Origin of the sequence: Chitinophaga filiformis, from assembly GCF_900102545.1 — a bacterium.
GTDB classification, from domain to species: domain Bacteria; phylum Bacteroidota; class Bacteroidia; order Chitinophagales; family Chitinophagaceae; genus Chitinophaga; species Chitinophaga filiformis.
In genome coordinates this window covers 224111-248169 of record NZ_FNBN01000009.1, presented here as the reverse complement: position 1 = coordinate 248169, position 24059 = coordinate 224111, and the positions used below count along the sequence as shown (strand labels likewise).

Sequence of the window (24059 nt, the reverse complement as noted above, 5' to 3'; positions counted from 1 at the left end):
CTATTTTAGTTCTTCTTTTACAGTTCCACAGCCAGACATTTTCTTACCAAAATAAGGATTGGAAATCTCCTTTGTTTCGCTGATCCAGTCTGCCCCCTTACCATTATTATACATAGGACAATGATCGTAATAGAGCTGTTGTCCGGCGCCGAACGTTTTCACGAGTTCGTACATGTCTTTACTCAGCATATCAAAGTGTTCCCGCTGATGTTTGATGTTGCCGGCATTCTTTCCGATATGCTCTGCATGTTCCCTGGCATCACTCTCCACATCTTCATACACCTTCTTTTGATCTGCCGTTAACGATGATTTATCAAATTTATCAAATGCTGCGACCATCGCATCACCGGCAGCAGCCGTACCTTTATCATCATCACCTGCCAGCGCGTTTTTCATTTTCAGATAGCTGTTAACGATCTCTTTAACAGAAGATGTTGATTGTTGATCAGCTGTTGCTACTGGTTTTTCACTGGTAGTGACTTGAGCCGATTGTACTGTATCATTGCCTGTTTTTGGCTGATTGTTGCTGCCGTTACAGGCTGCAAAAAATACTATATTGGCGGTTGCTATTAGAATAATGTGTTTCATTTTCTGATTTTTTCTACGGTTATTAATTGATTAAAAGCAATAGTATACCTTCAGTATCGGGCATACTGTTGCCAGGCAGGAAAGATTTACTTTAAAGTATCTTTTATATTTCTACTGGAAAAAACACGTACCCTCCAGGGCAATAACGCCCTGAATGTCTTATAATAAACATTAAATCAGATCTGAAAACTCTGTATAGCAATACGAATATCCGGTATGGGAGGATGATAACTTCGGACAAAATACCTGCTATTAACTTTTGCCCGGGAGGAGGTCAAAAGGTCAATATTATAAAAAGTGGAGACGAAAATTACTGAGAATGCAGGATTAATGCTAAAATGAGGTGCCGCAGACAAGGACTTGTCAGTCTCTACAAGTTTTATCACATTGTCATTACAGCAGTTATCCTTGTCTTTCTTCTGATGGTGGTGATGATGATCTACATCAGCGTGGTGGTGCGATCCTTTTATTTCTGTGGCCTCCGTTTTGCCATGCCCATGATGATGTGTGGAATTGAAGCCCATATTCAGTCCTACAGCACATGCAAAGCCGACAACCGTATTCAGTAAAAATACGGTTAGCAGGATTGCTGCCTTGAAGCGACGTATGGACATATTTCTTTTCATCAGGTAACTTTTGCGCCCTTACCAATAGTGCAGGTAAAAGGTGGCGCCAATAGAGGAACAAAAATAATGTATTTTTAATCCAAAAATTCATCCTGCCCGAACTATAGCACATGAAAGGTTCGGTAGAGGTAGCGTAGAGGATTTAAAATAATTGAGGAATATCTGTCTTTGATTGAGCTTTTTACCGGGGTTGTTGAAGAGGATAGAAAAAAAAGCAAAAATCTACTAATTTAGGTAACTGATGTTACACAAGCCTTTCTCCGAAAAGTTCCGATTGCTATGGTTGCATTTCCTGGTGTGGGTATCAATCGGGATTATCAGTTTCTTTTCCATGCTGCAGGCAGATGGAGCCGGACGATCAGCATTATCCGCATGCAATAGTTGTGTTTTTTATGCACTCATTGTATATGGGAATATTAACTTCCTGTATCCCCGATTTTATCAAAAGAAAAAGTTTGTGCTGTATTTACTGGGTGCAATAATTTTGCTAGTCACAGCAGGACTTGGCCGTGGCTATTTATCCTTGTACATACGTAATGAAACTTTTGCTGCCGCACCTCATTGGCTGGATACCTGGTCTCACATTACTTTCCTGCTTTCTGTGTCCACCGTTTTTATCCTTAGCTTTGTCTTCCGACTGGCAATGGCATATTTTACCCTAAAGCAACAGTCGGAAAAAATACTATTGCAGCAAAGTCAATTTGAATTAAGATTGCTGAAAGCGCAGGTACAACCACACTTCCTGTTCAATACACTCAACGCAATGTATTATGAAGCCTATATGGAAGCGCCGCGAACTGCACTTCTCATCGAAAGACTTTCGGATATCATACGCTATTTTGTTGATCAGGGCACCAATGAATATGTTGCATTGGCGACCGAAATCCAATTCCTTGACAATTACATTGCACTGGAAAAAATGCGGATAAAACCTGAGCCGGAAATCATATTTCACCGCAGTATTGATGATCAGCGGAAGATCCCTCCTATGTTGCTGATGACCTTCGTAGAAAATATCTTTAAACATGGTATAGATAAAATTTCCGGATGTAATAAGATATACATATCTCTCATTGAAAAAGAGCAGCACCTTATTTTTCAGACCAGGAACTCTCTGAACAGGCATGCCGATCCCAGACTAAGACAGGGGCTTGGATTGAAAAATCTGCGACAACGGTTAACAATCCTTTATGGTAAGAATTTCGATCTGCATATCACTGAAGAAACCAATGAATATTTTGTTGCCAGTTTAAAATTTCCGCTCACATGATGTTACGTTGTATAATAGTTGATGATGAGCCCAAAGCTGTTGACCTGCTGGAAGTACTCATTGGGCAAGCTACCGGCTGGCAACTGGCTGCCAAATGTTACAGTGGCCTGGAAGCCATCTCCTTTTTAAAAAATAACGAGGTTGACCTTGTGTTTACAGACATTAATATGCCCCTGGTCACCGGCATGGATCTGGCGGCGTTATTATCTCCGGATAAAGGAATTGTGTTTACAACAGCCTATAGCGAATATGCTGCCGAAAGCTATTCTTACCATACTATCGACTATCTGCTCAAGCCAATTACTCTCAGGCGTTTTCTGACAGCTGTAAAAAAAGTAGAAGATCATTTCAAAGCACACCGGCTGACGGAAAAGGAAGAAAGCGCGATCTCAGGTGATGAGTATTTTTTTGTAAAATCAGGCAAAGAGCATCGGAAAGTGTTGTTGAGCGATATTCTTTTTTTTGAAAGTCAGAAGGAATACGTACGCGTAGTAACCACGGCTGTTAACCTCCTTACCTACAGACGGCTCAAAGACATAGAGGCTCAACTACCAATGGGCTTCACAAGGGTTCATCAGTCCTTTATAGTAAACATGCGCCAAATGACCGGGATACAGGATAACCATATACACATTGGCGAAACAAGAATACCCATCGGAGAAAAGTTCCGTGACAACCTGATGGAGCTTATTCGAAAACGCACTTTTTAGGTATACTTTCCGGCGTGTGTTGAGGAAAAGTATACGTTGGTTGAATATAGTTTTCCGGACGGAGTATAAACAGCAGATTTGTTGTCATTACATCAACCGCAAAACTATTTCATGAAAAAAGTATTATTGAAAAGCATTCTCTGTATCATGAATGTTATTCTCGCCAAACCTGCATTAGCCCAATCTCATCAGCTTATCGGCTCCTGGCGTTTGATTGCTGCAGACAAGATCCTGCCGGACGGCAAACAGGTAGCTGATTATGGGTCTGCCCCGCATGGCATAGCCATCTTTACTACGGATGGTCATTACGTGGTGGAAATCTTCGGTACTGAACGTATGAAATTTGCAACGACTGAACGCGGCAAGGGCACACCAGAAGAATATAAGAATGCCGTTTTAAATCAAAGCTGTCACTTCGGCACCTATAGTATAGATAGTATCAAAGGTACTATCACCTTCAATATTGATCGCGGGACTTATCCAAATCAGGATCAAACTTTGCAAGTCCGTCCATTTACACTAAAAGGAGATACATTGAGCTGGCGTGTACCGGCTCGTCCGGATGGGTCTATTCCTGTATCGGTTTTTACGCGGATACGGACGCAAGTTCCGTTACACCACCAAGGCGTCCAGGGGGTTATGTACTGAATACCGCCAACTTTTTTCATTCACCATGGGAACGAGTGACCAGTGGACGAAAAAGCAGTGCTGAATAACGACACTTCAGCACTGCTTTTCACCAACCCTTTCCCATCACAGCGCTCTTCTGCGGTTGTCTGTTACTTCCTCTTACTTTATGCCATTCCTATTAAATATATAAACACCTCCTGTTCCCAGCACCAGCGAAAATAAAACGAACGGTGCTACCAACGATGCCCAGTTGACAGCACCAGATCGCCGAAAGTATTTCGGAACATGGCGGGACCAGTCCTCTCCCACTACTGTGCTATCTCCAAATATTCCCGGATAAAAATGCAGTTTGGTGGTTTCGTGAAATACAGCGGTACTATCCAGAAACTGTAGCTGTTGACGTAAGCCTGTACCGGCAATATCCGTAAACTCCAGTTGCGCATGCATAGGAGGGAAAAATAATGCTGCAATACTAGCCGATTGTTGCCGCAGCGCCAGTTTTTGTTGCATAGCCTCGCTTTCAGCAGCAGATTCATCGTCGCCTAGTTGCTGCATGGCGTAGTACCACATATAATTAAACTTTGGGCTATTCCAGACATAGTGACTGTATTGTGGATAGTGTTTAAAAAATGCCTGCATTGTGCTGTCTGTGCTCTTATCCCACCTGGTATGGTAACCGTCCCGTTGTTTTATAAACGTGCTATACGCCTCTTGTACCGGATAACGTACTGTGAGGAAATTATTGATGACTGCCGGCACCAACAGACAAATAAGCACCCAGGTACTTAACAGCAATAAGGCACTAATTGCGCTACTTCTTCGGAGTACAATGATCAGAAAGCTGACAGCAAACCAGAAAACGACATAAAGGATAGCAATGATGGTATAGGCCAGCAGCTTTTCATCTAAGGGCAATCCAATGATGAACACAGCTAATGTTAGCAGAACAGATAACAGCACAAGTACTACGATCAGCCGGATGCTCAACTTAAAAAGGATATACTTTATGGGTTTGTTTATCTGGATGCTGACGAGTGACCAGGTACCGTGCTCTGTCTCCTGGGACAGCAGATTAAAATTAAATGCAATGATCAACAGCGGGAGAAGGAACAATATAACAAAACTAAGGTCCAGGTTACCTGTGAGCTGGTTATAAGGATTGAAGAGGTCTGTATCATATCGCTGCCCTTCCAGTCCGCGGATGGTGAGATATTGAATGGATGCATTAACATCCTGCTGCCCAATAGCAAGCGAAGCAATGGGATCTGGTTTATTAATAAAAGCAAAACGCAGGTAGTACATCAGCAGGCCAAACTGATCTTGTATGTGATGCACATTCCGGTTTATCTGCTCCTTCTGTAACGCAGTTACCGCATTAGCTGCCGCCTGTTGCTTTTCTAGGAACTGCCTGCCTATAATTATGCTTATGATCCCTGTCAGCAGGAAAATGGTGATTGCTATAATGACGGACTTACTCCGTATAAAGTTCTTAAAAGCCAAACGATACATATGTTAAAGTGCTTTAGCTGTTTCAGCGATGAAATAAATAAGCGCAAATGAGAGGAAAAACCAGACAAGCAATGCCATAATGGTCAACTGCTGTTGTTGTGCTATTGATATCAGAGACTGATGCGTGTATTTGAAATCAGGAAACTCTCTCCAATGCTCTCGTCCGATGATCTGCGGCTTATCATCATGGGCTGGTTTAACATTGCTGATATGTTCCATCTGTAACTCATTCATCGTTTGAGCCAGGAAATAGCGATAAGCTTCGGCGTTATCCTGGAAATACCGGTAAGCCTTAAAGTCTGTACCGCTCAACGCCATACTGATATTCTTAATGCCAATAAGCGGATCAATAAATGCAGAATAGTTACTGATATTGTTCTGCTTTTCATAAAGGTTGTACAATTGCTGCAGATGATTGTTATACACTTCGGCACTCAGACGCTCGCCTTCACGCATCTGGAATCCTCCGTAGTTAAAAGGAAGCTGGCTTACTGAATCCACACCATTTGCCTTTAGTACCGAGTCCCTAAGTCGTTTGAAGTGCGGGTCATTCGGATTGTGACTGTTCCCTATCTTAAGGATATCCTCCTCAACGGCAGTATCGAATTCGATCTTTCCAGGTGCGGGATGTAATGCACTACCAATGGACTGCAATGTTTTTGGCAATACGACCGCCATCACCAGCCAGATACCCAGGAGTTTGAGTAGTGCCGCACGACCGCTGTTACTGCTTGCTGAAATACAGATTGCCACAGTACTTACAAGCCACAGGTAGGCCAGGCAGATTAGCAACAGGTAAATGCTCCGTAAGCTTACAAGACCATCTGCCGGGAGCAATGGCTGCAAATAAAGCAGGAAAACAGTTGCCAGTGCTACGGGCAGCAGGAAAAGTACTGACAGCGTAAACAGACCGAGGCTGTTACCCCATATGATAGACCGGAAGCCGGCTCCCTGGCTGAGCAGGATCTTTAATGTGCCATTTTCTCTCTGCTGTGCTACGGTGTTAAATCCCAGGAAGAACAGTATCAGCGGTAAAAGCATCTGTATCAGCATTGCCGGACTGATCTCACCAAAGCGCAATAAGCCCGTGCTGAATCCGGCTTCACTGAAATTAACTGTATTCTGTTTATGCGCCTCCAGGTACACTGCATTGCCCGTGTAACTCTCCATACCATAGTCAAACACGCTTAGAGGATGTTTAATCCGAAAAGCAAATGTTCCGAAATGCGCCATACGATGCGGGTGCTTATCAGGATTAGCTTCCCAGCTTTGCCTTGCCTGCTGCTGAAACTGCAGGCGAAGAGCATTTTGTGTTGTATAAGTTTTATAGCCGGTAAAAGCTGCATATACTACCAATAAAAGCCATACGATATAAATGGCTACCAACGCTTTACTGCGGATGGTAGTCTTTAAAAAGTGCCCGGCTATGATTTTAATCTGATTTTTCATTTTGTTTTGCAATTTGTAACCAGCAATATGGATAATATCAAAAGGTGTATGTCGCCGTCAGCATAGCATTTCGCGGTGCCCCCGGAAAAAGCCGCTGATAGTTCTGTGCTCCTATCCAATACGTTTTATTCAGCGTGTTATTCACGTTAAAAGCGATCTGCATGTTACCTTTACCGGGCGTATAGTAAAGGGCCGCATCCAGTAAGGTAAATGCCGGTGTGGTAAATGACCTGTCAAACCAGGGAACCCGGTTACCATTATGTTGTACTCCCAGCCCGATACCCAGATCCTTCAACACAGACCTGCCTGTAAAATTGTAACGCGTCCACAGATTGGCACTGTTGTAAGGCGTATTCTGTTTACGGGCACCTTTCAGTTGCGGGTTATTATCTTCCATGATCCTGGCGTCTATATAACTATAAGATGCGTACACCTGCCAGTTGGGAAGCAGGTACCCGGTAATGTCCACTTCAAATCCGCGGCTGCGTTCTGCTCCACGGGATACCATTGAATCCGGGGAATCGGGCACATTGGCATTCATCAACAGGTTCTTCTGGTTGATTTCATAGACAGCCATATTCACATTGAGTCTTCCACTTCCGAAATCAGCCTTGGCACCAAATTCTTTCAGATCACTGACCAGCGGCTTAAAGCGGGATGCCGACTGATCTGTCCAGAAGTAGCTACCTGTGCTGGGCAACAGCGTCACGGTATTGCTTTGTGGCTGGTAGCCCTGCAAATAGGTACCATAAACATTTACATGACTGGCTACCGCATAGGTAATACCTATACGGGGTAACAGCTTATTGTTGGTAAAAGATAACTCGCGCGGTGCTTTGTAGTTAGTGATATCTTCAAACCATTCCTGGCGAAGGCCGAGTAATACGATCCATTTATTCCAACGAAGCAACTCCTGTATATATAAGGCATTGGTAGTCGTCAATGCAGAGGGTATGACCACGCGGGAATTCATGTTATAGTCGCTGACATTCCGGATCGTGTATGAAGGGTTATTTAAATCAAAATAATTCACATTCGGTTTAGGCAGTACCATACCGTTATATGTCACCGTCTGATAACTGGCTGCATTGGCAGGCACAAAAGTACCGGTTACGGTACCATCCTTTAACAGGTATCCTCTTGCTGAGTTTTGTCCGCCGCCTTTCATCTTCTGCCAGCTATTCAGATCATACCCTGCAAGCAGTTCATGCTTCACCTTACCGGTAGTAAAGTGAAAACTGAAATAGACGTTGACATTGTCTGTGTTCCATTGTTGCTGCCGTTGTACAAACTGCATTCCGGCGAGGGAGGGAACAGGTTCGTTATTAATATTTACTGCATATGCGTTGATAGTTCTGTGTTCCTGCAGATCTTCCCTCCATAGTTGCTTCATATAGGCAGCATTGAAGCTGATAACATCATTGAACTGATGTGACAAGCTACTGGTGATGATAAATTCTTTGGATTTGAAAAAGTCACTTCCTGCGCCAAGGTTTAAGGAAATAGGAGTACTCCGGAGATCCGTTTTACCCGCTATTGCTCCGAAAATAGGCTGGCCCCTGTCGAGGTTCCCTTCCATGTTGCTGTATATGATTTCTACATTCACAGCAGTTCTATTATCAGGAACAAATGAGAAAGACGGAGAGATCAGCAGGGCATTATTACGCACCAGATCGCGGTAACTTTGCGCCTGCTGATAAGCACTATTCAGTCGATAGAGCAATTTCTTCTCTTTATCCAGCGGACCTGTAAAATCCATTGTACCGCGGATGGTGGCAAAACTACCGGCACTCAGGCTGATCTCTTTCCGATGGAATGCCAGTGGCTTTTTGGTCACCAGGTTAATACTACCGCCTGGATCAACACTTGCGAAGGTGGCACTTGCAGGACCTTTGACAACTTCTACCCTTTCTATGTTAGCGGTAAGCGGTTGCAGAAAATAATACTGTCGCGTACGCATACCGTTGATGATCTGCCCCTCTTCATTCTGACTGATACCACGAATGGCATATTGATTATAGAAACTGGACGGTATCACTCCAGGGACTATCTTTACCGCATCTGCTAACTGAAATGCCTGGCGGTCTTTCATGATCTCTTTGGTGACAGTACCAATGGATTGTGGTACTTCTTTATTCAGCATGGCCGTGCGGGTGGCACTAAAGCTATAGTCGCTGTTATACTTCTTTGCCGACCGGCCCATTACTTCCACTGCCTGCAGCTGTTCTGGCTTAAGTCGGTTAGAATCATTCTTCGCCTGTTCTGTAAGTATCTGCTGGCCGTATCCGGGCATATAGGCGGTAACTGATGCTATCAGTAATAGTAGTTGTTTCATGGTATGTCTATAATAACAGCTGAACCTGCGGCAGCGGTAAACATTGTGATCTTAAAATATGATGATGCTAGATTGTTTCGAGGTAGAGCTGCTGTAATTCATTGGCAGAGATGCCATTGGTATTCACAATATGCACCAGGCTTCCCTGTTTCATGATACCGATCCGCGAGCCTACATTAACAGCATTAAAGATGTCATGAGTAGCCATGAAGATAGTCTTCCCTTCGGCAGCCAGTTCTTTACATATAGTGGTGAATTCAGCTATGGCCCTGGGATCGAGACCACTGGTAGGTTCATCCATAAAAATGACATCAGCATTTTTCGAGAGGGCTATTGCAATCGCTACTTTCTGGCGCATGCCCTTGCTATATGTACCCAGGCGTTTGGTGTGCGCTTCCGGCTGTAGTCCGGCTTTATGGAGGAACGCGGCCAGTGCCTCCTGTGTGTATGAAAATCCCGCCAGCCGGCTAAAGAAGTCAAGGTTTTCAAGGCCACTGAGATTGCCATACAATTGCACAACTTCGGGTATATAGGCAATCATATTTTTGGTAGCGATGTTATTAGGTTTCACCTCAACACCTTTTATCAGCGCCTTGCCTCCGCTTGCCTCAAGAAAACCCAGGAACAGATTGATAGTTGTGGTTTTACCTGCACCGTTCTGGCCCAGCAGGCAGAATATTTCACCGGCATGAATGCTCAGGGACAACTGTCTGAGCGCTGTGTATTGCTGATATTCTTTAGTAAGATTTACCGCTTCTAATACTACTGACATATAAATAGGATTTGATATTGCAGATGCTTCTCCCCCAGGCAGGATGCAGTATGCAAACTGATCCTGACAGTTAACAGGGGATTGTAGATAATTGGAGAACACAGATCTGACAGAAATACGCGCCTTAAAGGTGGTATAAGAGATTATAAGGTCTCTTTTGAAGACATTATACTAAACGTCAGATTGAATAATTTAAAGAGCCGGAGAGCCCCGGGTATTGCATTGTAGTATAAAGAAGGCTGGAATGCCTGCGCTACATTGGTCATTGTATTGCTGATAATCAACCGATACAGCGGTCTGCCAGTTATCAGTGGCCGGTATATAAGGAGTATATACGTGCCCGCATATCATGCAGGAATGGGTGGGCCTGACGTTTTTGTCGGGAGTACTTTGTTTAGAGTATACATTGGTAGTCTCGCAGGCATGCGTGTGCCAGAGCGCCACCGGCGTTATTATAAAGCCGTACAACAGCAACATGAGTGCTGATAATATGCGCCTGTATTTACGATTCTTTACCAAACCAACAATTGTAACATTGTTGCAAATATAATTGTTTATAGAACATGCAGGTATATTTTTTTCGATGTCTATAGCTGTTGTTGCTTTTTATACTGGGCCGGGCTAACGCCATTGTATTTCCTGAACAACCTGTTCAGGTGACTTTTATCTGTAAAACCCAGGCTATCTGCGATTTCAGTAAGTCGCATGTTACTATGTAACAACCTGCTTTCGACCATGCGCAGTTTATAGCGCAGAATATACTCCTGCAGTGTTTCATTCGTATGTTTCTTAAAATATCGTCCCAGGTAATTCTCAGACTGATTCATGGCGGTGCGGGCGGTATCGGACATGTTGCTGTACAACTGGCACGTTCATTTGGTGCATCCGTATTTGCCACCGGCAGCAGCAGATCATTGCAGGTAATAGAAAGCCTGGGCGCCACACCTATAGATTATAATGGCCTGTCTGTAAAAAACTATGTTGAAAAATATACAGCTGGTGAAGGATTTGACATCGTTTTTGATACGGTTGGTGGCGAAACACTTGATAAGTCATTTGAGGCGATAAGAGATTATACCGGTCATGTTGTAAGTGCATTGGGATGGGGAAGCCACAGTCTTGCGCCACTCTCGTTCAGAGGAGCTACTTATTCCGGCATATTCACACTTCTCCCCATGCTGACAGGAAAAGGCATGAAACATCATGGAGATATTTTACGGGAAGCTGCGACACTTGCAGCCGCTGGGCAACTGAAGCCCTTGCTGGATATGAGCATACTGTCATTGGAAGAAGTAGAGATTGCCTATAAGGCTATTGAAAGCGGTACAGCTACAGGTAAACTGGTAGTGAATATCTGAAGTGATGGTCCAGAATATCCAGACCAGAATAGACTATATGCGTATGAACAGTTATCTGAAAAACAAGATTGAGCTTACTTCCTGCAATATTGTTGGGAGAAAGAGCTACAATATTACCGGAAATATTCGATTTGCCTGTTTATCTCCGCCGACCGGATTAACACCGATCTGTAACTTTGGACCCTGAGTTTGTGTGTTCTCCTATATATCCAATTACCCTGATCGTCATATTTGTAGCTATTACGGGCCTCAAAGCCCATACTGCCATTACTATTGGATTCCTCTATATAAATCGGATTATCATGCTCATCATACTCCCAGGTTATTGTATGAAAATCTTTAGTAAACCGGATCAAACGCCCTTTGTCGTCATACTCAAAACAAAGCTCATGGCTGACATTTCCTGCATAGTATCGTGTAGGCTTATGTCGTGTATAGATGATTTTATTAAGTACATTGTCTGCATCATAGATAAACTCAGCTTCATATAATAACACCGATTTATCTTTCTGGCTGTGGGCTTTAGCCGACAGTATCATGAATTCCTCATTATACGTTATAATACTTTTTGATTGTTCATCACGGTTATTCCTATAGTGTATCTTTTGGGTTTCCTTTCCACTTCTAAAGCCATATTTAGTTGTTCGTTGCCTGTTTCGCTTCTGATGATGTAAACTATCATCAGAAGAGGGGAGCTCGCCTATTCGCTCATATTCGAGAAACGCATTAAATGAGATATCCTCATGGCTTATGAGTACATCATTAACGAATGTAAGCCCCCGGAGTGTATTCGGCTTTTTTAGGCTATCAAATAGAATCCAGTCTCTTTTGCTGCCGCCGTTATCCTTTGTAAGCTGTATTAATTCATGGTTATCCTGAAAAGTATAACATGTACGGGTAGTTTCAAATGGCCCTGAACGCACTACACCATCAAAGAACTGTTCCTGTTTAGTTTCAGTTAATTTATTAACCGACCCTTTCAGATTGATAAAGGAATAATATTTGAAATCAGTCAGATGCTTGTTATAAAGATGAATATGTTTAGCAAGATCATTGGCTTTCACATATGGGTTATGCAGAAAGCTTTTGGTATAGTAAATTGGGTCGGCATAGTTAATCCGGTTAATGTCGCAGATTGTTTCAAACATATTGGCGGCTGATTGTTTCTTAAATGATTCTATCGTTTATGACATCATTTTGGCGGAAGTACGGCTTCCGTTGTATAGTGTCTATAGGTATCTACTTTCATTATCGATTCACCAGCTCAAAGCTCGAAAACGCTGCTTCAAGGCTCGCATCCCCTTTAAAATGCAAACCCATCCGTGGACTCCTATCCCACTGCGGTAAAAAACTCACATCCTGTTTTACCTCAGGCGCCATCTGCCGCCAGTCACTTCCCTCCTGTCTGTAAAACACTTCACAGGTCTGGTCCGGCTTCATCGTGAATTTCAACTGGACAGGTATACCGGCCTTTATATCCTGAGTAGCTAATACAGTGCGGATATTATCTTTCACCATCCAGAATTCCACTTTATCGTTCACCGCACCAAGCCCTATCGCTGCATTAGCATCTCCATAAAATGCCAGTCCTTTAAGTGCTGTATTGCTATTTGTAACAGTAGTAGTCAGATCAAAATGGTTGCTTACCGGACGAACTGTTAATACGACACCAGCATTATTCCCTTCTTTGACTGCTCCCGACAGGTAGAGCTTCCCTTTCTCCTGGTGTATAACGGGTGTTGCATTGCGGAAATCCCATTGCCAGTAAGGCGCTATTTGCTGTCCCTGAAAGGAAGCGGATATATTACCGGTTGAATTATTACCTGTCTGCTGACTTCCAAAAGAAGGCCAGGAGTCATTATTTCCCCATACCAATTCTGCCAGCATTCCCTGGCGACCGGTAAACACATTGCTTTCTTTATTGTATGCATGATAGATATACATGTACCTGCCATCATCCCGCTTTACAAATGTTCCATGACCCGGACACTTCCAGGCTTCGTTTGTCTGCAATACAGGGTTCTGGCTATATTCTTCGTAAGGACCTTTAAAGGTCTTCGATCTGGCTACCCGTACATTGTAACTACAGCCTCTTCCACAACAATCGCCGGAGGAATAGAATAAATAATAGAAACCGTCTTTATGCAGGATGCTCTGCCCCTCCATTCCCATACGGTTATTGTCTTTCAAAAGAGAAAACACCTCTCCTTCCAGCTTCAAACCATCTGCAGACAACTTACTACCCAGAATTTCGATCGGCCGCTTATCAAGGCCATAGGCTTTAAAGGTGATATACAATTGACCGTTATCATTATACACAAACCCATCTATCGCTTCCTTACCAAAGCTTACAATGACACCATGATCTTTGAATCCTCTGTCGGGATATTTTGAAGTAGCAACGCCTATGCATGAGACATTGTCAGCTTTCCGGCGGGCTGTATAGTAAATGTAATAAGTGTTGTTATGGAAATAATATTCAGGTGCCCAAAATGAACCAGAAGTCCATTCGGGAGCCTTATCGAAGACATAACCTACCTGCTTCCAGTCCTGCAGATTCCCGGATGTATAGATCGGGAAATGTGGCGCCCATTCAGAAGATGTGCCGACAGCATAATACCGGTTCTTTACTTTAATGATGGATGGATCAGCAAAATCGCCGGAGATAAAAGCGCTGGAATTCGTTTGTCCCTTCAAAACAGTAATGGGCTGAACACATAAAAAGCCGATAAGCAATAATAGGTTGTTAAAATAGTATCTCATTTTCAAACGACAACTTATAACGCGGAAAATACAAAATGAATATGATTACACATAATTCTTTCGGGAACGATTGCGTAACTTTTTCTACCCAAATGGCAATTAATCCGTAAATATGCTATAAGTCCTAAAGAAATAGCTACACAGCCTTTGCGTCGAACCCGCTATTTCATCACACTTTATTTCCACGAGAAAAACGAAACGTTATGATTGGCTCAATTAAGAAAGGGGATCACTTTGCTTATGAGCAGGCCTTCTTACAGCTTCGCAGCCGACTTTACGGATTTTTCCTGCGTAAAACGAATTGCCCTGAAGATGCCAGGGATCTGGTGCAGATCACTTTCCTTAAACTCTGGCAGTATCGCCATACCCTGGATGAAAACTTTTCTATTGAACAACATTTATTCAGGATTTCAAGAACTGTTTTTATTGACTATCTACGCAAACAGCAAACTGCCGTGAAATGGAAGAACAACTCCGTCAATGATAAAGTCTGTTACATTCCCGAAGATTTCGATCTGCGGAAAAAGCTGTATACAGTACTGGATGCTATGCCCGGCATACGTAAGCAGGTATTTGAACTTCACCGCTTCCAGGGACTGTCATATGCTGAAATTGCCTCCCGCCTATCCATCACTGTTAAATCAGTTGATAACCACATCTCCAAAGCTATGCGTTTGATTAAAAAAGCTGTAGTACTCCATCTTTTACTTCCTTTCGGATTTCTTTCTGATTTTTTTTAAGATGACCGGAGGTATTATGCCCGCTTCTGCGTATTTACTAATAAGGACTTTCTATGCATATTAACGATGACATGGTCCGGAGGTTTTTCGACCGACAATGTAATGAAGAAGAAGCAAGGTTAGTGGCAGAATGGCTGAAAGATCATCCTGATATAGCTGAACCATACTATAAGGAGAGCGATTGGGAGGATGAGAAGGGGGAACAGACGCCTACCTCTGGATGGGATACAATGTGGAATGCTTTAATGAGGCGCATCAAACGAAACCGGGCGATAAAGCGTATCCTATATGGGTTGACGATATGTACCTGTGTTTTCCTGTTATGTATCTGGATGCCAACACCCAACAAACCTCCCTCCGGGCAATTGGCGCATACTCCGGCCGGGATGGTTACTGATAGTTTTGTATTAAGTAATAATGGTGATACAGCCCTGCTGTATGCACTTCCTGATGGCTCTGAAGCCAGCTTATCGCCTGATAGTAAGATCAGCTTTAGTCGCAGACAATGGCAGCGCTCCAGGCAGATAACAATGGATGGTGAAGTTGTATTTAAGGTTGCCCGGGATCAGACAAGGCCTTTTATAGTATACTGTGAAAATCTTTCTATACAGGCACTGGGAACAGTATTCTCTGTAAGAAAACTTCCGCGGGACAAAGATCTGAAGGTGCGGCTATATGAGGGTAAAATAGTGGTGAAGCCCGTTATGCGAAACGGCAAAGACGTAATACATCTATTTACCAATTATCTTTTACCTGGTCAGGAACTGATTATTCCGTTAAGTACTTATGTACCCGGGCAACACAATTTCCTGCAAAGTAAAGACGGGAAATTTTTTGCTGCTATCAAAGTAAAGAATAAAACGCCAGGCATAAGACCAGGTGGGTGGTTCGAATTTACCAGTCAGCCTCTAGGAGACGTATTTACTACATTGGAAATACTGTACGGCGCTGAGATCCATTATAACAAAGCCACGTTGGAAAACTTGTTTTTTATCGGCAGATTCGGGCCAGAAGATTCCATTGAAGATGTATTAGGGACAATTGCCCTTTTGAATAATCTGACAGTGACAAAACGATCCGACAACAAATATTATGTAACCAAAAAGGGATAAGCGCTTATCCCACATCAGAAAGTTTTATTTCTTAATCCAGATTGCTTACAGTATGACAAAATTGATTGTCAGCGTATATGCTGCACTTATGCTTTGCTGCGTCCTGCCGTTACCTATGATGGGCCAGTCCGGTTATGGCACGGTGAAAGGACTTATCAGGGATGAAGATGGAAAGCCCATTCCCGGTGTATCCGTGATAGCTGAGAACAGCAAAACCAATTTCAAAACCGGCACACAAACCGACAGTGGCGGCGTATTTATATTTCCACGACTACCTGCCGGCACCTCCTACCGCTTTACGTTCAGCAGCATAGGCTTTTCAACAGAGCATATCAATGGTCATGTTGTTGGTGCCGGTGCTACCACCTCACTGGTAGCCAAACTCATTTCTCAATCGTCTAAACTGAATGATGTGGTCATTGTAGGCTACCAACAGTTCCGCAGAAGGGATCTACTTGCTGCATCCTCTGAGGTAGGTGCAAAGGATCTGAAAGCCAATCCGCTCAATAACGCAGCGGAAGTCTTGCAGGGAAGGCTGGCAGGCGTACAGATCACTATGTCGGAGGGCGCTCCTGGTGCGGAACCCGTTATCAATATACGTGGTAGAGGGTCGATTACACAAAGCAGTGAGCCCTTGTATGTAGTGGATGGTATTCCGATGGATAATGCGTTGAACGTCCTGAATCCACAGGATATCGAGTCTATTAACGTATTGAAGGATGCTGCATCGACAGCTATTTATGGTTCAAGAGGAGCTAATGGGGTTGTTGTTATTACTACAAAAGGCGGACGTAATACGAACGGCAGGACGCTTGTTTCATATAACATGTTCTACGGTATACAGCAGCTGGCAAAGAAAATTGAGATGATGGACGCCCGCGACTTTGTGACTTATCAATATGAAAGGGCCTGGTGGCGTGGCGATACAGCAGGCGCCATTAAACGGTATATCAGGTACCCGGAGAATTTCGATACTATTGCAACGTTCGGCAAAGGGTTTGACTGGCAGGAACGGACTATGGGACATGATGCGTTACAGTCATCGCATAATGTGAGCGTGACCGGCGGAAATCAGAACACGACTTATAACCTGAGCCTCACAGCGGTGAAACAGGAAGGGATACTGATCAACTCAAGCCTGGACAGGAAGAATCTTAATTTCAGGCTTGATCACAAAGCGAATAACCGCTTTCGCTTCGGATTTAATACCCGGTATACCCGTCAGCTGATACTTGGTGCAGGTACTTCCGACGCAGGAGGAGCGGGCGCCAACCGCCTCCGGCAGTATACAAGATACAAGCCGGTGATACTTCCGGGAGAAGAGGAAGACTCCTACGATCCTACGCTTGATCTGAATAATGCCGGTAATGGCTTTAACATACTTAATCCCATATTGCTGGCAGAAGCAGAGGTAAGAAAACGGCACATCAACCAGTTGAACCTGAATGCTAACTTTTCTTTCGAACTGGTCAGGAATCTTACTTTCCGATCGCAGGCCGCATATAATGTAACCACTACCAATAATAAATCTTACGACGATACGCTGACCAATAACGCGAAAACCTATAATAAGCAACCGGTAGTCTCATTAAATGATATCCAGGTAACACAACTCGTGAATTCGAATGTGTTGTCGTATGTCAATCCGGCGCTTTTTAAGACAAGGCATAGTTTCAGCGCCTTGCTGGGACAGGAAACGCAGAAAACAACGACGACTTCCAGTAGCCAGGTCATTCGTTATTTCCCGGTCGGCACCCCGGCTGATAGAGCATTCAATAATTTGCAGCTGGCAGCCGCTTCAACAACGGCGTATCCGCAGCAGCAGCCGTCCAGCTCACAGGTGCCGGTCACGCTGGCGTCTTTCTTCACAACGATTGACTATAATTATGCACAACGCTATTATGCGAAATTTACCGTGCGTGCAGATGGCTCCTCTCTGTTCGGTGAAGAGAACAAATGGGGATACTTTCCGTCAGGAATTGTATCATGGAGGATCAGCAACGAGCCTTTCTTCGAGAGTAAATGGGTGGATGACCTGAGGGCTCGTTTTTCATACGGAATAGCGGGAAATAACCGCATTACACCGTTTTCCTACCGCACACAGTATGTTTCACCGGCAAGCGGTGGATATGGGCTAAATGGGGCGTTAAACGGCGTTTATAATCCTTCCAACCTGGGTAATAACCTGCTGAAATGGGAATCGCAGATTGCCCGGAACCTTGGATTTGATCTTACGGCCTTTAAAAACAGGATCAACGTTACTTTGGACCTGTATTATAACAGCTCAAAAAATCTCCTGCTGAACCAGGCCATTCCTTCTTCCACCGGTTATACTTCGCAATTTCAGAATATTGGCGCTACCAGTAACAAAGGTGTAGAGCTACAACTTTCAGCCGATATTATCCGGAAAAGAACTTTCAATTATTCAGCGAGCTTCAATATATCCTTCAACAGGAACCGTATTACCAGCCTTGGAGGGAATAACATTATCCTGCGCAACTCCGGTTGGTTTAGCGGAAACAATTTCCCGGCAGATTATATTCTGAAGGTAGGCGAAGAGGTAGGAACAATGTATGGGTATATCAATGATGGATTCTATACTTTGTCGGATTTCACTACAACCTCCTATTCCAATCCGCAATACCCCGGACTGACCACACAATATATGCTTAAAAAGAATGTACCGTCGAATGCCGGCATCCTGGCAGACGCGCTACAACCCGGATCTCCCAGGTTTAAAGATCTAAATGGCGATGGTGTCATCGATGCGGATCATGACAGAACGACTATCGGGCATTCCCAGCCTAAGTTCTATGGCGGTCTGACACAGTCGGTGACCTATAAGAATTTCGATCTTAATGTATTTATCAACTTTGTTTATGGCAATAAAGTATTCAATGCCAATAAGCTGGAATATGGCAGCGCGTATGGGGCTGAAGTGAATTTATTACGCTCCGCCAATAACAGGTGGCATATGATTGATGATAATGGCAACCTGATACAGCGAACCATTAACAGCGGAGGAAGTACCATTATTATCGGCGCTGATTCCGCGACACTTGGTGGCATCAACCGAAAGGCTAGCCAATGGTTCCCATCTACCAGTGTGAATGGCTTTTATTCTCAGAGCTATGCTGTAGAAAACGGATCTTACATCAGGATAAATAATATCACGCTTGGGTACAATCTGCCAAAGACACTGTTGTCCACTATCGGCATCAGTAGTGTGCGTGTCTATGTAACGGCCAACAACGTGGCCACGATCACCGGTTATACCGGTTATGACCCTGATGCTAATACGCGACGGTCTGACCCAACCACCTCGGGCGTGGACTATGCAGCTTATCCGAGGGCCAGAACATATGTGGCAGGACTCAATATCAATTTTTAATTATCCCAAAGCTTATTATATGAATCAGAACAAACTGTTTTATATCTGTCTACTTATTGCAATTGCAACGTCTCTGGGAGCCTGTAAGAAATTCCTTGAACCGGAGGCAGTGTCTTCATTCGATACGGAGTACGTCTTCGACAATGTACAGAATGCACGAAAAGCACTACTGGGTACTTATATGTCACTGGCGGGAGATTATGGCTATGGCATTCGTATAAGCGGATACTGGCCATATGATTCTGATGAAATGCTCAAAGGTACCAATGCCAGCACCAATGATGAAGGGCAGCTGCTGGCAAAATACCTGGGCATCCCTTCCAATCTGCAGATCACCAATCCTTTTAATCAGCTATACCAGGGGATTGAACGCGCCAACTTATGCATCTACAATATTCCTCAAATGCCGGCATATACTGGTGGCTCAGCACAGGATCAGGCACAGCTGAAACGGATGCATGGAGAAGCATTGGTATTAAGGGCGCAGTACTATTACGAGCTATGCCGGAATTTCGGAGATGTGCCGGCTCAATGGCTGCCATCACAATACGAAAGCGAATTATATAAACCTCGTATGAGCCGCGATACTATTTATGATCACCTGTTAAAGGATCTGTTGCTTGCGGAAGATCTGATGCCCTGGCGCCTGGACGTGCCGAACATCGGAGATCCGATAGATCAGCGTTTTACCAAGGGCACAGCAAAGGCTTTGCGGGCGAAAATAGCATTGACAAGAGGTGGCTATTCATTGTCAGTATCTCAGCAAACAATGGTAAGGCCTGCCGACTACCAGGAGTACTATAAAATAGCAAGAGATGAGTGTGCATCTATTATGGCCAATCCGGTGCAACATTCGCTGTTATCATCCTATAAAAGCCTGTTTAAAGACTATCTGCTTGCTCATAATTTAAACGATCCTGCCGGTGAGTTCATGATGGTTGCGTCTATGGCTTCCGGAACAAATGCTGACAGTAAACTGGGCATTCAGACCGGTACCAGGGTCAATGGCGTTGGTGGAGGTGGCCTGAATATCCTGCCTACCTATTTCTATATGTTCGATTCTACGGATGTAAGGCGTGATGTAACCTGCGTGCCTTATGAGATCACATTCGATACTGTTAAGACAGGTCATACCCTTAACGCGGTCTATGACGGTAAATTCAGGAAAGAATGGGTCAGCAATCCCAGCTTTGTCTTTAGTGCAGGCAACTCATCTACTTCCAGCCGTCCTGCTACTAATAACAGTCTTCAGAATATGCAGCTAAGCTGGCCACTTATCAGGTTTGCTGATGTACTGCTATGGTTTGCGGAGGCGGAAAATGAACTGAATAATGGTCCGACTGCAGCGGCTATTGAGGCTGTGAGCAGTGTAAACAGACGTGGACATGGTGGCAACTATACTGAAGCAGCTCCGGTGATCCCTACCGACAAAACAGGTTTCTTTAAATTCCTGGTAAAGGAACGCATGCTGGAATTTGGCAACGAGGGGGTGCGTAAATATGATCTGCTCCGTTGGAACCTGCTTTCCACGGCTATACAGGAAACCCGGGCGCGCTTAACGGCATGGTCCAAGGCGACAGAGTCGAGTCATCCGGCATTGCCTTTGTATACCTATATGGAAAATGGTCCTTCATATGCCAGTGATGCTTCACAATTACCTACTTATCTATACTTTGTTAAAACACCATCCCGCTCAGACGTGGACGGTTTCAATCCCTTTTTGTATTCATTTTATAAACCCGGTCCTATTGAGGCTGCGCCGGCAGGCCTGGTGAGGGTGAACTGGTGGCTAGGCGGGTCCAGTATTGCTTCTTTTACGAATGCTTTTGCAGTAGGCTTTACACCGAATAAAAGTGAGCTGATGCCTTTACCGCAGACGCAGCGTGATGTAAATCCTAATCTGAGTCCACAGAATCCTGGCTATTGACATCTCTAATCAATCATATCAACTGCTATCATGGCTTCGCTACGTAACTTAAGCCATTCACCTGTTTGTTGTAACAGATGCGCCACCGGTTGGCTGATAACTCCGTGCCTGTCTGGCCCGACATTCAGCAGCAAAGACATGTTCCTGACAGTTACATCGGCCAGCATACGTTTAATTCCTGCGAAAGATATTAGCCTGCTACTATCTTCCATAGCGGATGAATACCCCCATGCACCACCGACCGTCATACATTTCTGCCATACCTGTCTGGATCTGACATCTACCAGCCACTTAACTTTATCATTGGGTTGTTGCGTAATATCGTATTGCGTTTGCGGCACCCGTTCCTGTAAAGGAACAATGCCCGCCCCTTTTATAAGCGATTGATTCGTTAATACAAAGGATTTCGACTATAATATGTAAAGAAATATAATTTGACTCAATGAAATAGCGTAACTATTCGTATTGCGATAGAATGCTCAACATTGAAAAAAATTCAATAAATTAGTAAGGCAATTAATTCCTTAACTGCCAAATACTTAACCCTGGAGAGAAAACCCATTTGTTTACCCTGGTCTTAATCTCCTTTTGTACATCACCTGTAATAAATAAAAACTCAATCCAGAAGGGATTGCTGGTGGAAGATATTCACTTATGTATGCTGAACAACCACTCCATGGCATGGCACCCTCAAGCTAAAGACAGGAGAGGATCATTTTAATACTTCACTTTATGAAAAAAGTCACAACCCAGAAAAAACTCCAATTGAAAAAAGTCAAGATTGCAAATCTCAGCAAATCAAAAGAAGATGCATTGAAAGGAGACCGTATCTGTCTGACATCTCTTGCTGAGACCTCCTGCCCTACTTGTTCCCGCGGAGAAACCCTTTGTGATTGTTGACAAGCATAAGGTAAACAGTACCGAAGGCTTTATAATGGATCCTTTGGTACTGTCTATCTTACAATCCTGACTATAAGACACAGAGCTGATTCATGTATTATTAACAAACTTATCTGGTAGCATTCTTCATAGCCTGTTCCTGCTCATAGGTTGGGCCATACAGACTTGGCACAACATTCCCTGTTGCACGCAGATAAACCATCATTTCGCCACGATGGTGATAAATATGATTAAAGAGAAACCCACGTAAAACTATACCACGCGGAAGTGGTCCCAGAACAGTACGCTCTCCCACTTTCATTGTCCATGGTATTTGCAGACTTTCTTCCGTAATTGTATTCAGCGCTACTCTTGCCTTCTCAACATTCTCTTCAAACAAAGCGAGCGTTGCCTGAATATCGGCAGGATCGCCACGCTCCAAACGATCACTTGCCATATCATAAACATCTTTGGTAAGCGTACCCACATACCAGTAGTAAATAGTTGCAATATGCTGAGCCAGTTGTCCCATTGTCCAGGAAATAGGCGAGGGTTTAAAGTCAATGTCCTTTGCGGGCACAGCCTGTAATAATTTCCTGGTGCTGGTCACTTCATGCTCGAACTCCTGTAATAAGGCTTGTATGATCATATATATGGTTTTGATGAAGATACAAAGTGATTGCGTATAATAGATATAGGTGCATTCGTTAGATTTCTGGAAAATTGTCTAGCACTATCGTTCAGGACGGTTAAGTATGATGTCCAGCTACATACATTATCGTAATTATAAATATATTTACAGCAGTATTGCTCTTTAACAACACCTAAATACTAAACTTGAAGGTTCCGGTTAACTGCCTTATATGCCTGATATAACGACATTTGAAACACTAGACAGGGAAATTGAAAGAATTGGAGGAAAGCCAATCGTGCTGGAAGCCTTATGGGCTGGCGATACTGGAGGCTGGTATTTGCTACTTTATATTTATACGGTAAAAGGAATATTCTTCTTTAAACGTACCACAAGACACCTTTTAGGAGAAGTTTCGAGCCCCGAGGGAATAGAATACTTCACTAACGGGAAGCCGTCTGTCTCTTTGCTGGCGGAACAGTTTGGGAATAAGGCGTCTGAAAAATATAATCTTACCTTCTATTTTCCATCCCCGAAAGATACCGACGAAGACTGTCCGGCATGGACAGAGAGGCATCTCGCAATCACATGTGCTGATTGTAGTAAATTAATCATTCCTACGGATAGCCCCCATCTGCCGAAGGATATTTGCTATGATTGCCATCTCACCAGGGAGGAAAACGAAAAACTAAAAGACGATAGCCCTGCTGACGGAGGTGTTCACATGTATTTGTACAAAGATGATGAATATGAGCCTATCGGGTATTGCACTAACTTTGAGTCCTTCCCAATTGCCCCTTTCATTGAAGAGAAAGTTAAAAATCGGCTCAATGAAAATGCAATAGATATAGTCAAACTAGACAGACAGGACATCATAGAATTGAAAGGTAAATTAGAAAATGCGTTAGACCAGAAGTTGGATAAATACGAAATACCCGTGATCGATGAACGAAAGAAACGATTTATCATAACACATACCCTTAAGTATAAAGGCAAGGAGTACGAGCTTATGAGAAATTTCAATGATGAGCATATACGAATTTCGAATTTCATTCATAGCGTTGAGACTGCGGAAAAAGCCATTGCAGAGAATTACATTTATGAATTCTACTTCAATAAAGGGATTACATATAGAGACGATAGCTTCCTGCGTTTCATTCACTATGTCTGCCATGGCAGAACCAACATTGCAGATATAAGCAATAGATATACAAATATATTGACCGATACGGAAGTATTACAAACATTGAAAAAATTAGAACAATTGCGCTGCGTGATGATATCTAATGACGGTGTTCAAATTACGCAATTGGGCCAATGCATAATCTAACAAGAAATGCCGTCAATACAACTTTAAAACACAACACAG

Annotated in this window: 21 protein-coding genes; 10 read left to right on the top strand and 11 right to left on the bottom strand. The window is 43.6% G+C overall.

What is annotated here, in order from left to right:
* Together BLR32_RS28350 and BLR32_RS28345 are read right to left on the bottom strand one after the other, a co-directional pair.
* Positions 1-588, bottom strand: a complete 588-nt coding sequence (locus BLR32_RS28350) for a DUF3347 domain-containing protein (RefSeq protein ID WP_089837038.1) — start codon at positions 586-588, stop codon at positions 1-3.
* 176 nt (positions 589-764) lie between these two features.
* Positions 765-1214, bottom strand: a complete 450-nt coding sequence (locus BLR32_RS28345; protein WP_089837036.1) for an HYC_CC_PP family protein — start codon at positions 1212-1214, stop codon at positions 765-767.
* Positions 1215-1455: 241 nt separating this feature from the next.
* Between BLR32_RS28345 and BLR32_RS28340 the strand changes: the two genes are divergently transcribed.
* From BLR32_RS28340 to BLR32_RS28330, 3 genes are all read left to right on the top strand, one after another.
* Positions 1456-2484: a sensor histidine kinase gene (locus BLR32_RS28340; RefSeq protein ID WP_089837034.1), complete on the top strand. Its 1029-nt coding sequence runs from the start codon at positions 1456-1458 to the stop codon at positions 2482-2484.
* Positions 2481-3194, top strand: a complete 714-nt coding sequence (locus BLR32_RS28335) for a LytR/AlgR family response regulator transcription factor (protein WP_089837032.1) — start codon at positions 2481-2483, stop codon at positions 3192-3194. Before BLR32_RS28340 ends, BLR32_RS28335 begins: the two co-directional genes overlap by 4 nt.
* 111 nt (positions 3195-3305) lie before the next feature.
* Complete coding sequence (locus BLR32_RS28330) at positions 3306-3842, top strand: lipocalin-like domain-containing protein (protein WP_089837030.1); 537 nt, start codon at positions 3306-3308, stop codon at positions 3840-3842.
* 141 nt (positions 3843-3983) lie between these two features.
* Here BLR32_RS28330 and BLR32_RS28325 read toward each other — a convergent pair whose 3' ends face one another.
* The 5 genes from BLR32_RS28325 to BLR32_RS28305 all read right to left on the bottom strand — a co-directional run bounded on the left by BLR32_RS28325 (position 3984) and on the right by BLR32_RS28305 (position 10716).
* Positions 3984-5333: a DUF3526 domain-containing protein gene (locus tag BLR32_RS28325; RefSeq protein ID WP_089837028.1), complete on the bottom strand. Its 1350-nt coding sequence runs from the start codon at positions 5331-5333 to the stop codon at positions 3984-3986.
* Between the two features lie 3 nt (positions 5334-5336).
* Entirely contained in the window at positions 5337-6782 is a 1446-nt protein-coding gene (locus BLR32_RS28320; RefSeq protein ID WP_089837026.1) for an ABC transporter permease, read from the bottom strand.
* Positions 6783-6819: 37 nt separating this feature from the next.
* The gene (locus BLR32_RS28315; RefSeq protein WP_089837024.1) at positions 6820-9117 is read right to left on the bottom strand and encodes a TonB-dependent siderophore receptor; all 2298 of its coding nucleotides are present in this window, start codon (positions 9115-9117) and stop codon (positions 6820-6822) included.
* Positions 9118-9184: 67 nt separating this feature from the next.
* Positions 9185-9889 (bottom strand): ABC transporter ATP-binding protein, encoded by a 705-nt coding sequence (locus BLR32_RS28310; RefSeq protein WP_089837022.1) that lies wholly within the window; start codon positions 9887-9889, stop codon positions 9185-9187.
* Between the two features lie 587 nt (positions 9890-10476).
* The gene (locus BLR32_RS28305; RefSeq protein WP_245705540.1) at positions 10477-10716 is read right to left on the bottom strand and encodes a helix-turn-helix domain-containing protein; all 240 of its coding nucleotides are present in this window, start codon (positions 10714-10716) and stop codon (positions 10477-10479) included.
* Between BLR32_RS28305 and BLR32_RS28300 the strand changes: the two genes are divergently transcribed.
* Complete coding sequence (locus tag BLR32_RS28300) at positions 10672-11247, top strand: zinc-binding dehydrogenase (RefSeq protein ID WP_245705539.1); 576 nt, start codon at positions 10672-10674, stop codon at positions 11245-11247. The genes BLR32_RS28305 and BLR32_RS28300 overlap by 45 nt on opposite strands.
* A gap of 113 nt (positions 11248-11360) precedes the next feature.
* On the opposite strand, the gene BLR32_RS28295 is transcribed toward BLR32_RS28300, so the two are convergent.
* Together BLR32_RS28295 and BLR32_RS28290 are read right to left on the bottom strand one after the other, a co-directional pair.
* On the bottom strand, positions 11361-12395 hold the full coding sequence (locus BLR32_RS28295; protein WP_089837020.1) for a hypothetical protein: 1035 nt from the start codon (positions 12393-12395) through the stop codon (positions 11361-11363).
* 100 nt (positions 12396-12495) lie between these two features.
* Positions 12496-14010 (bottom strand): glycoside hydrolase family 43 protein, encoded by a 1515-nt coding sequence (locus tag BLR32_RS28290; protein ID WP_089837018.1) that lies wholly within the window; start codon positions 14008-14010, stop codon positions 12496-12498.
* Positions 14011-14213: 203 nt separating this feature from the next.
* Here BLR32_RS28290 and BLR32_RS28285 point away from each other — a divergent pair, with 203 nt between their 5' ends.
* Genes BLR32_RS28285 through BLR32_RS28270 form a run of 4 tightly spaced genes read left to right on the top strand, consistent with a single transcriptional unit; the run spans position 14214 to position 21180 of the window.
* Positions 14214-14750 carry an RNA polymerase sigma factor gene (locus BLR32_RS28285; RefSeq protein ID WP_089837016.1) on the top strand — a complete coding sequence of 179 codons (537 nt, stop codon included), beginning with the start codon at positions 14214-14216 and terminating at the stop codon, positions 14748-14750.
* A gap of 53 nt (positions 14751-14803) precedes the next feature.
* Positions 14804-15862 (top strand): FecR family protein, encoded by a 1059-nt coding sequence (locus BLR32_RS28280; protein ID WP_089837014.1) that lies wholly within the window; start codon positions 14804-14806, stop codon positions 15860-15862.
* A gap of 52 nt (positions 15863-15914) precedes the next feature.
* A complete protein-coding gene (locus BLR32_RS28275) occupies positions 15915-19253 on the top strand; it encodes a SusC/RagA family TonB-linked outer membrane protein (protein WP_089837012.1) in 3339 nt (1112 codons plus the stop codon).
* Between the two features lie 19 nt (positions 19254-19272).
* The gene (locus BLR32_RS28270; RefSeq protein WP_176842457.1) at positions 19273-21180 is read left to right on the top strand and encodes a RagB/SusD family nutrient uptake outer membrane protein; all 1908 of its coding nucleotides are present in this window, start codon (positions 19273-19275) and stop codon (positions 21178-21180) included.
* A gap of 5 nt (positions 21181-21185) precedes the next feature.
* On the opposite strand, the gene BLR32_RS28265 is transcribed toward BLR32_RS28270, so the two are convergent.
* On the bottom strand, positions 21186-21521 hold the full coding sequence (locus BLR32_RS28265) for an alpha-L-fucosidase (RefSeq protein ID WP_089837008.1): 336 nt from the start codon (positions 21519-21521) through the stop codon (positions 21186-21188).
* Between the two features lie 391 nt (positions 21522-21912).
* Here BLR32_RS28265 and BLR32_RS34260 point away from each other — a divergent pair, with 391 nt between their 5' ends.
* Positions 21913-22080, top strand: a complete 168-nt coding sequence (locus BLR32_RS34260) for a hypothetical protein (RefSeq protein WP_218124268.1) — start codon at positions 21913-21915, stop codon at positions 22078-22080.
* A 109-nt stretch (positions 22081-22189) separates the two neighbouring features.
* Here BLR32_RS34260 and BLR32_RS28260 read toward each other — a convergent pair whose 3' ends face one another.
* Positions 22190-22708, bottom strand: coding sequence for a DinB family protein (locus BLR32_RS28260; protein WP_089837006.1), 519 nt, complete (start codon positions 22706-22708; stop codon positions 22190-22192).
* 214 nt (positions 22709-22922) lie between these two features.
* On the opposite strand from BLR32_RS28260, the gene BLR32_RS28255 reads away from it, so the two are divergent.
* The gene (locus tag BLR32_RS28255) at positions 22923-24020 is read left to right on the top strand and encodes a hypothetical protein (RefSeq protein WP_089837004.1); all 1098 of its coding nucleotides are present in this window, start codon (positions 22923-22925) and stop codon (positions 24018-24020) included.
* Positions 24021-24059 lie beyond the last annotated feature (39 nt).

Coding starts and splice junctions, on each gene's coding strand:
- BLR32_RS28350 (WP_089837038.1), bottom strand. CDS start 588: ATGAAACACATTATTCTAATAGCAACCGCCAATATAGTATTTTTTGCA.
- BLR32_RS28345 (WP_089837036.1), bottom strand. CDS start 1,214: ATGAAAAGAAATATGTCCATACGTCGCTTCAAGGCAGCAATCCTGCTA.
- BLR32_RS28340 (WP_089837034.1), top strand. CDS start 1,456: ATGTTACACAAGCCTTTCTCCGAAAAGTTCCGATTGCTATGGTTGCAT.
- BLR32_RS28335 (WP_089837032.1), top strand. CDS start 2,481: ATGATGTTACGTTGTATAATAGTTGATGATGAGCCCAAAGCTGTTGAC.
- BLR32_RS28330 (WP_089837030.1), top strand. CDS start 3,306: ATGAAAAAAGTATTATTGAAAAGCATTCTCTGTATCATGAATGTTATT.
- BLR32_RS28325 (WP_089837028.1), bottom strand. CDS start 5,333: ATGTATCGTTTGGCTTTTAAGAACTTTATACGGAGTAAGTCCGTCATT.
- BLR32_RS28320 (WP_089837026.1), bottom strand. CDS start 6,782: ATGAAAAATCAGATTAAAATCATAGCCGGGCACTTTTTAAAGACTACC.
- BLR32_RS28315 (WP_089837024.1), bottom strand. CDS start 9,117: ATGAAACAACTACTATTACTGATAGCATCAGTTACCGCCTATATGCCC.
- BLR32_RS28310 (WP_089837022.1), bottom strand. CDS start 9,889: ATGTCAGTAGTATTAGAAGCGGTAAATCTTACTAAAGAATATCAGCAA.
- BLR32_RS28300 (WP_245705539.1), top strand. CDS start 10,672: ATGTTTCTTAAAATATCGTCCCAGGTAATTCTCAGACTGATTCATGGC.
- BLR32_RS28305 (WP_245705540.1), bottom strand. CDS start 10,716: ATGAATCAGTCTGAGAATTACCTGGGACGATATTTTAAGAAACATACG.
- BLR32_RS28295 (WP_089837020.1), bottom strand. CDS start 12,395: ATGTTTGAAACAATCTGCGACATTAACCGGATTAACTATGCCGACCCA.
- BLR32_RS28290 (WP_089837018.1), bottom strand. CDS start 14,010: ATGAGATACTATTTTAACAACCTATTATTGCTTATCGGCTTTTTATGT.
- BLR32_RS28285 (WP_089837016.1), top strand. CDS start 14,214: ATGATTGGCTCAATTAAGAAAGGGGATCACTTTGCTTATGAGCAGGCC.
- BLR32_RS28280 (WP_089837014.1), top strand. CDS start 14,804: ATGCATATTAACGATGACATGGTCCGGAGGTTTTTCGACCGACAATGT.
- BLR32_RS28275 (WP_089837012.1), top strand. CDS start 15,915: ATGACAAAATTGATTGTCAGCGTATATGCTGCACTTATGCTTTGCTGC.
- BLR32_RS28270 (WP_176842457.1), top strand. CDS start 19,273: ATGAATCAGAACAAACTGTTTTATATCTGTCTACTTATTGCAATTGCA.
- BLR32_RS34260 (WP_218124268.1), top strand. CDS start 21,913: ATGAAAAAAGTCACAACCCAGAAAAAACTCCAATTGAAAAAAGTCAAG.
- BLR32_RS28260 (WP_089837006.1), bottom strand. CDS start 22,708: ATGATCATACAAGCCTTATTACAGGAGTTCGAGCATGAAGTGACCAGC.
- BLR32_RS28255 (WP_089837004.1), top strand. CDS start 22,923: ATGCCTGATATAACGACATTTGAAACACTAGACAGGGAAATTGAAAGA.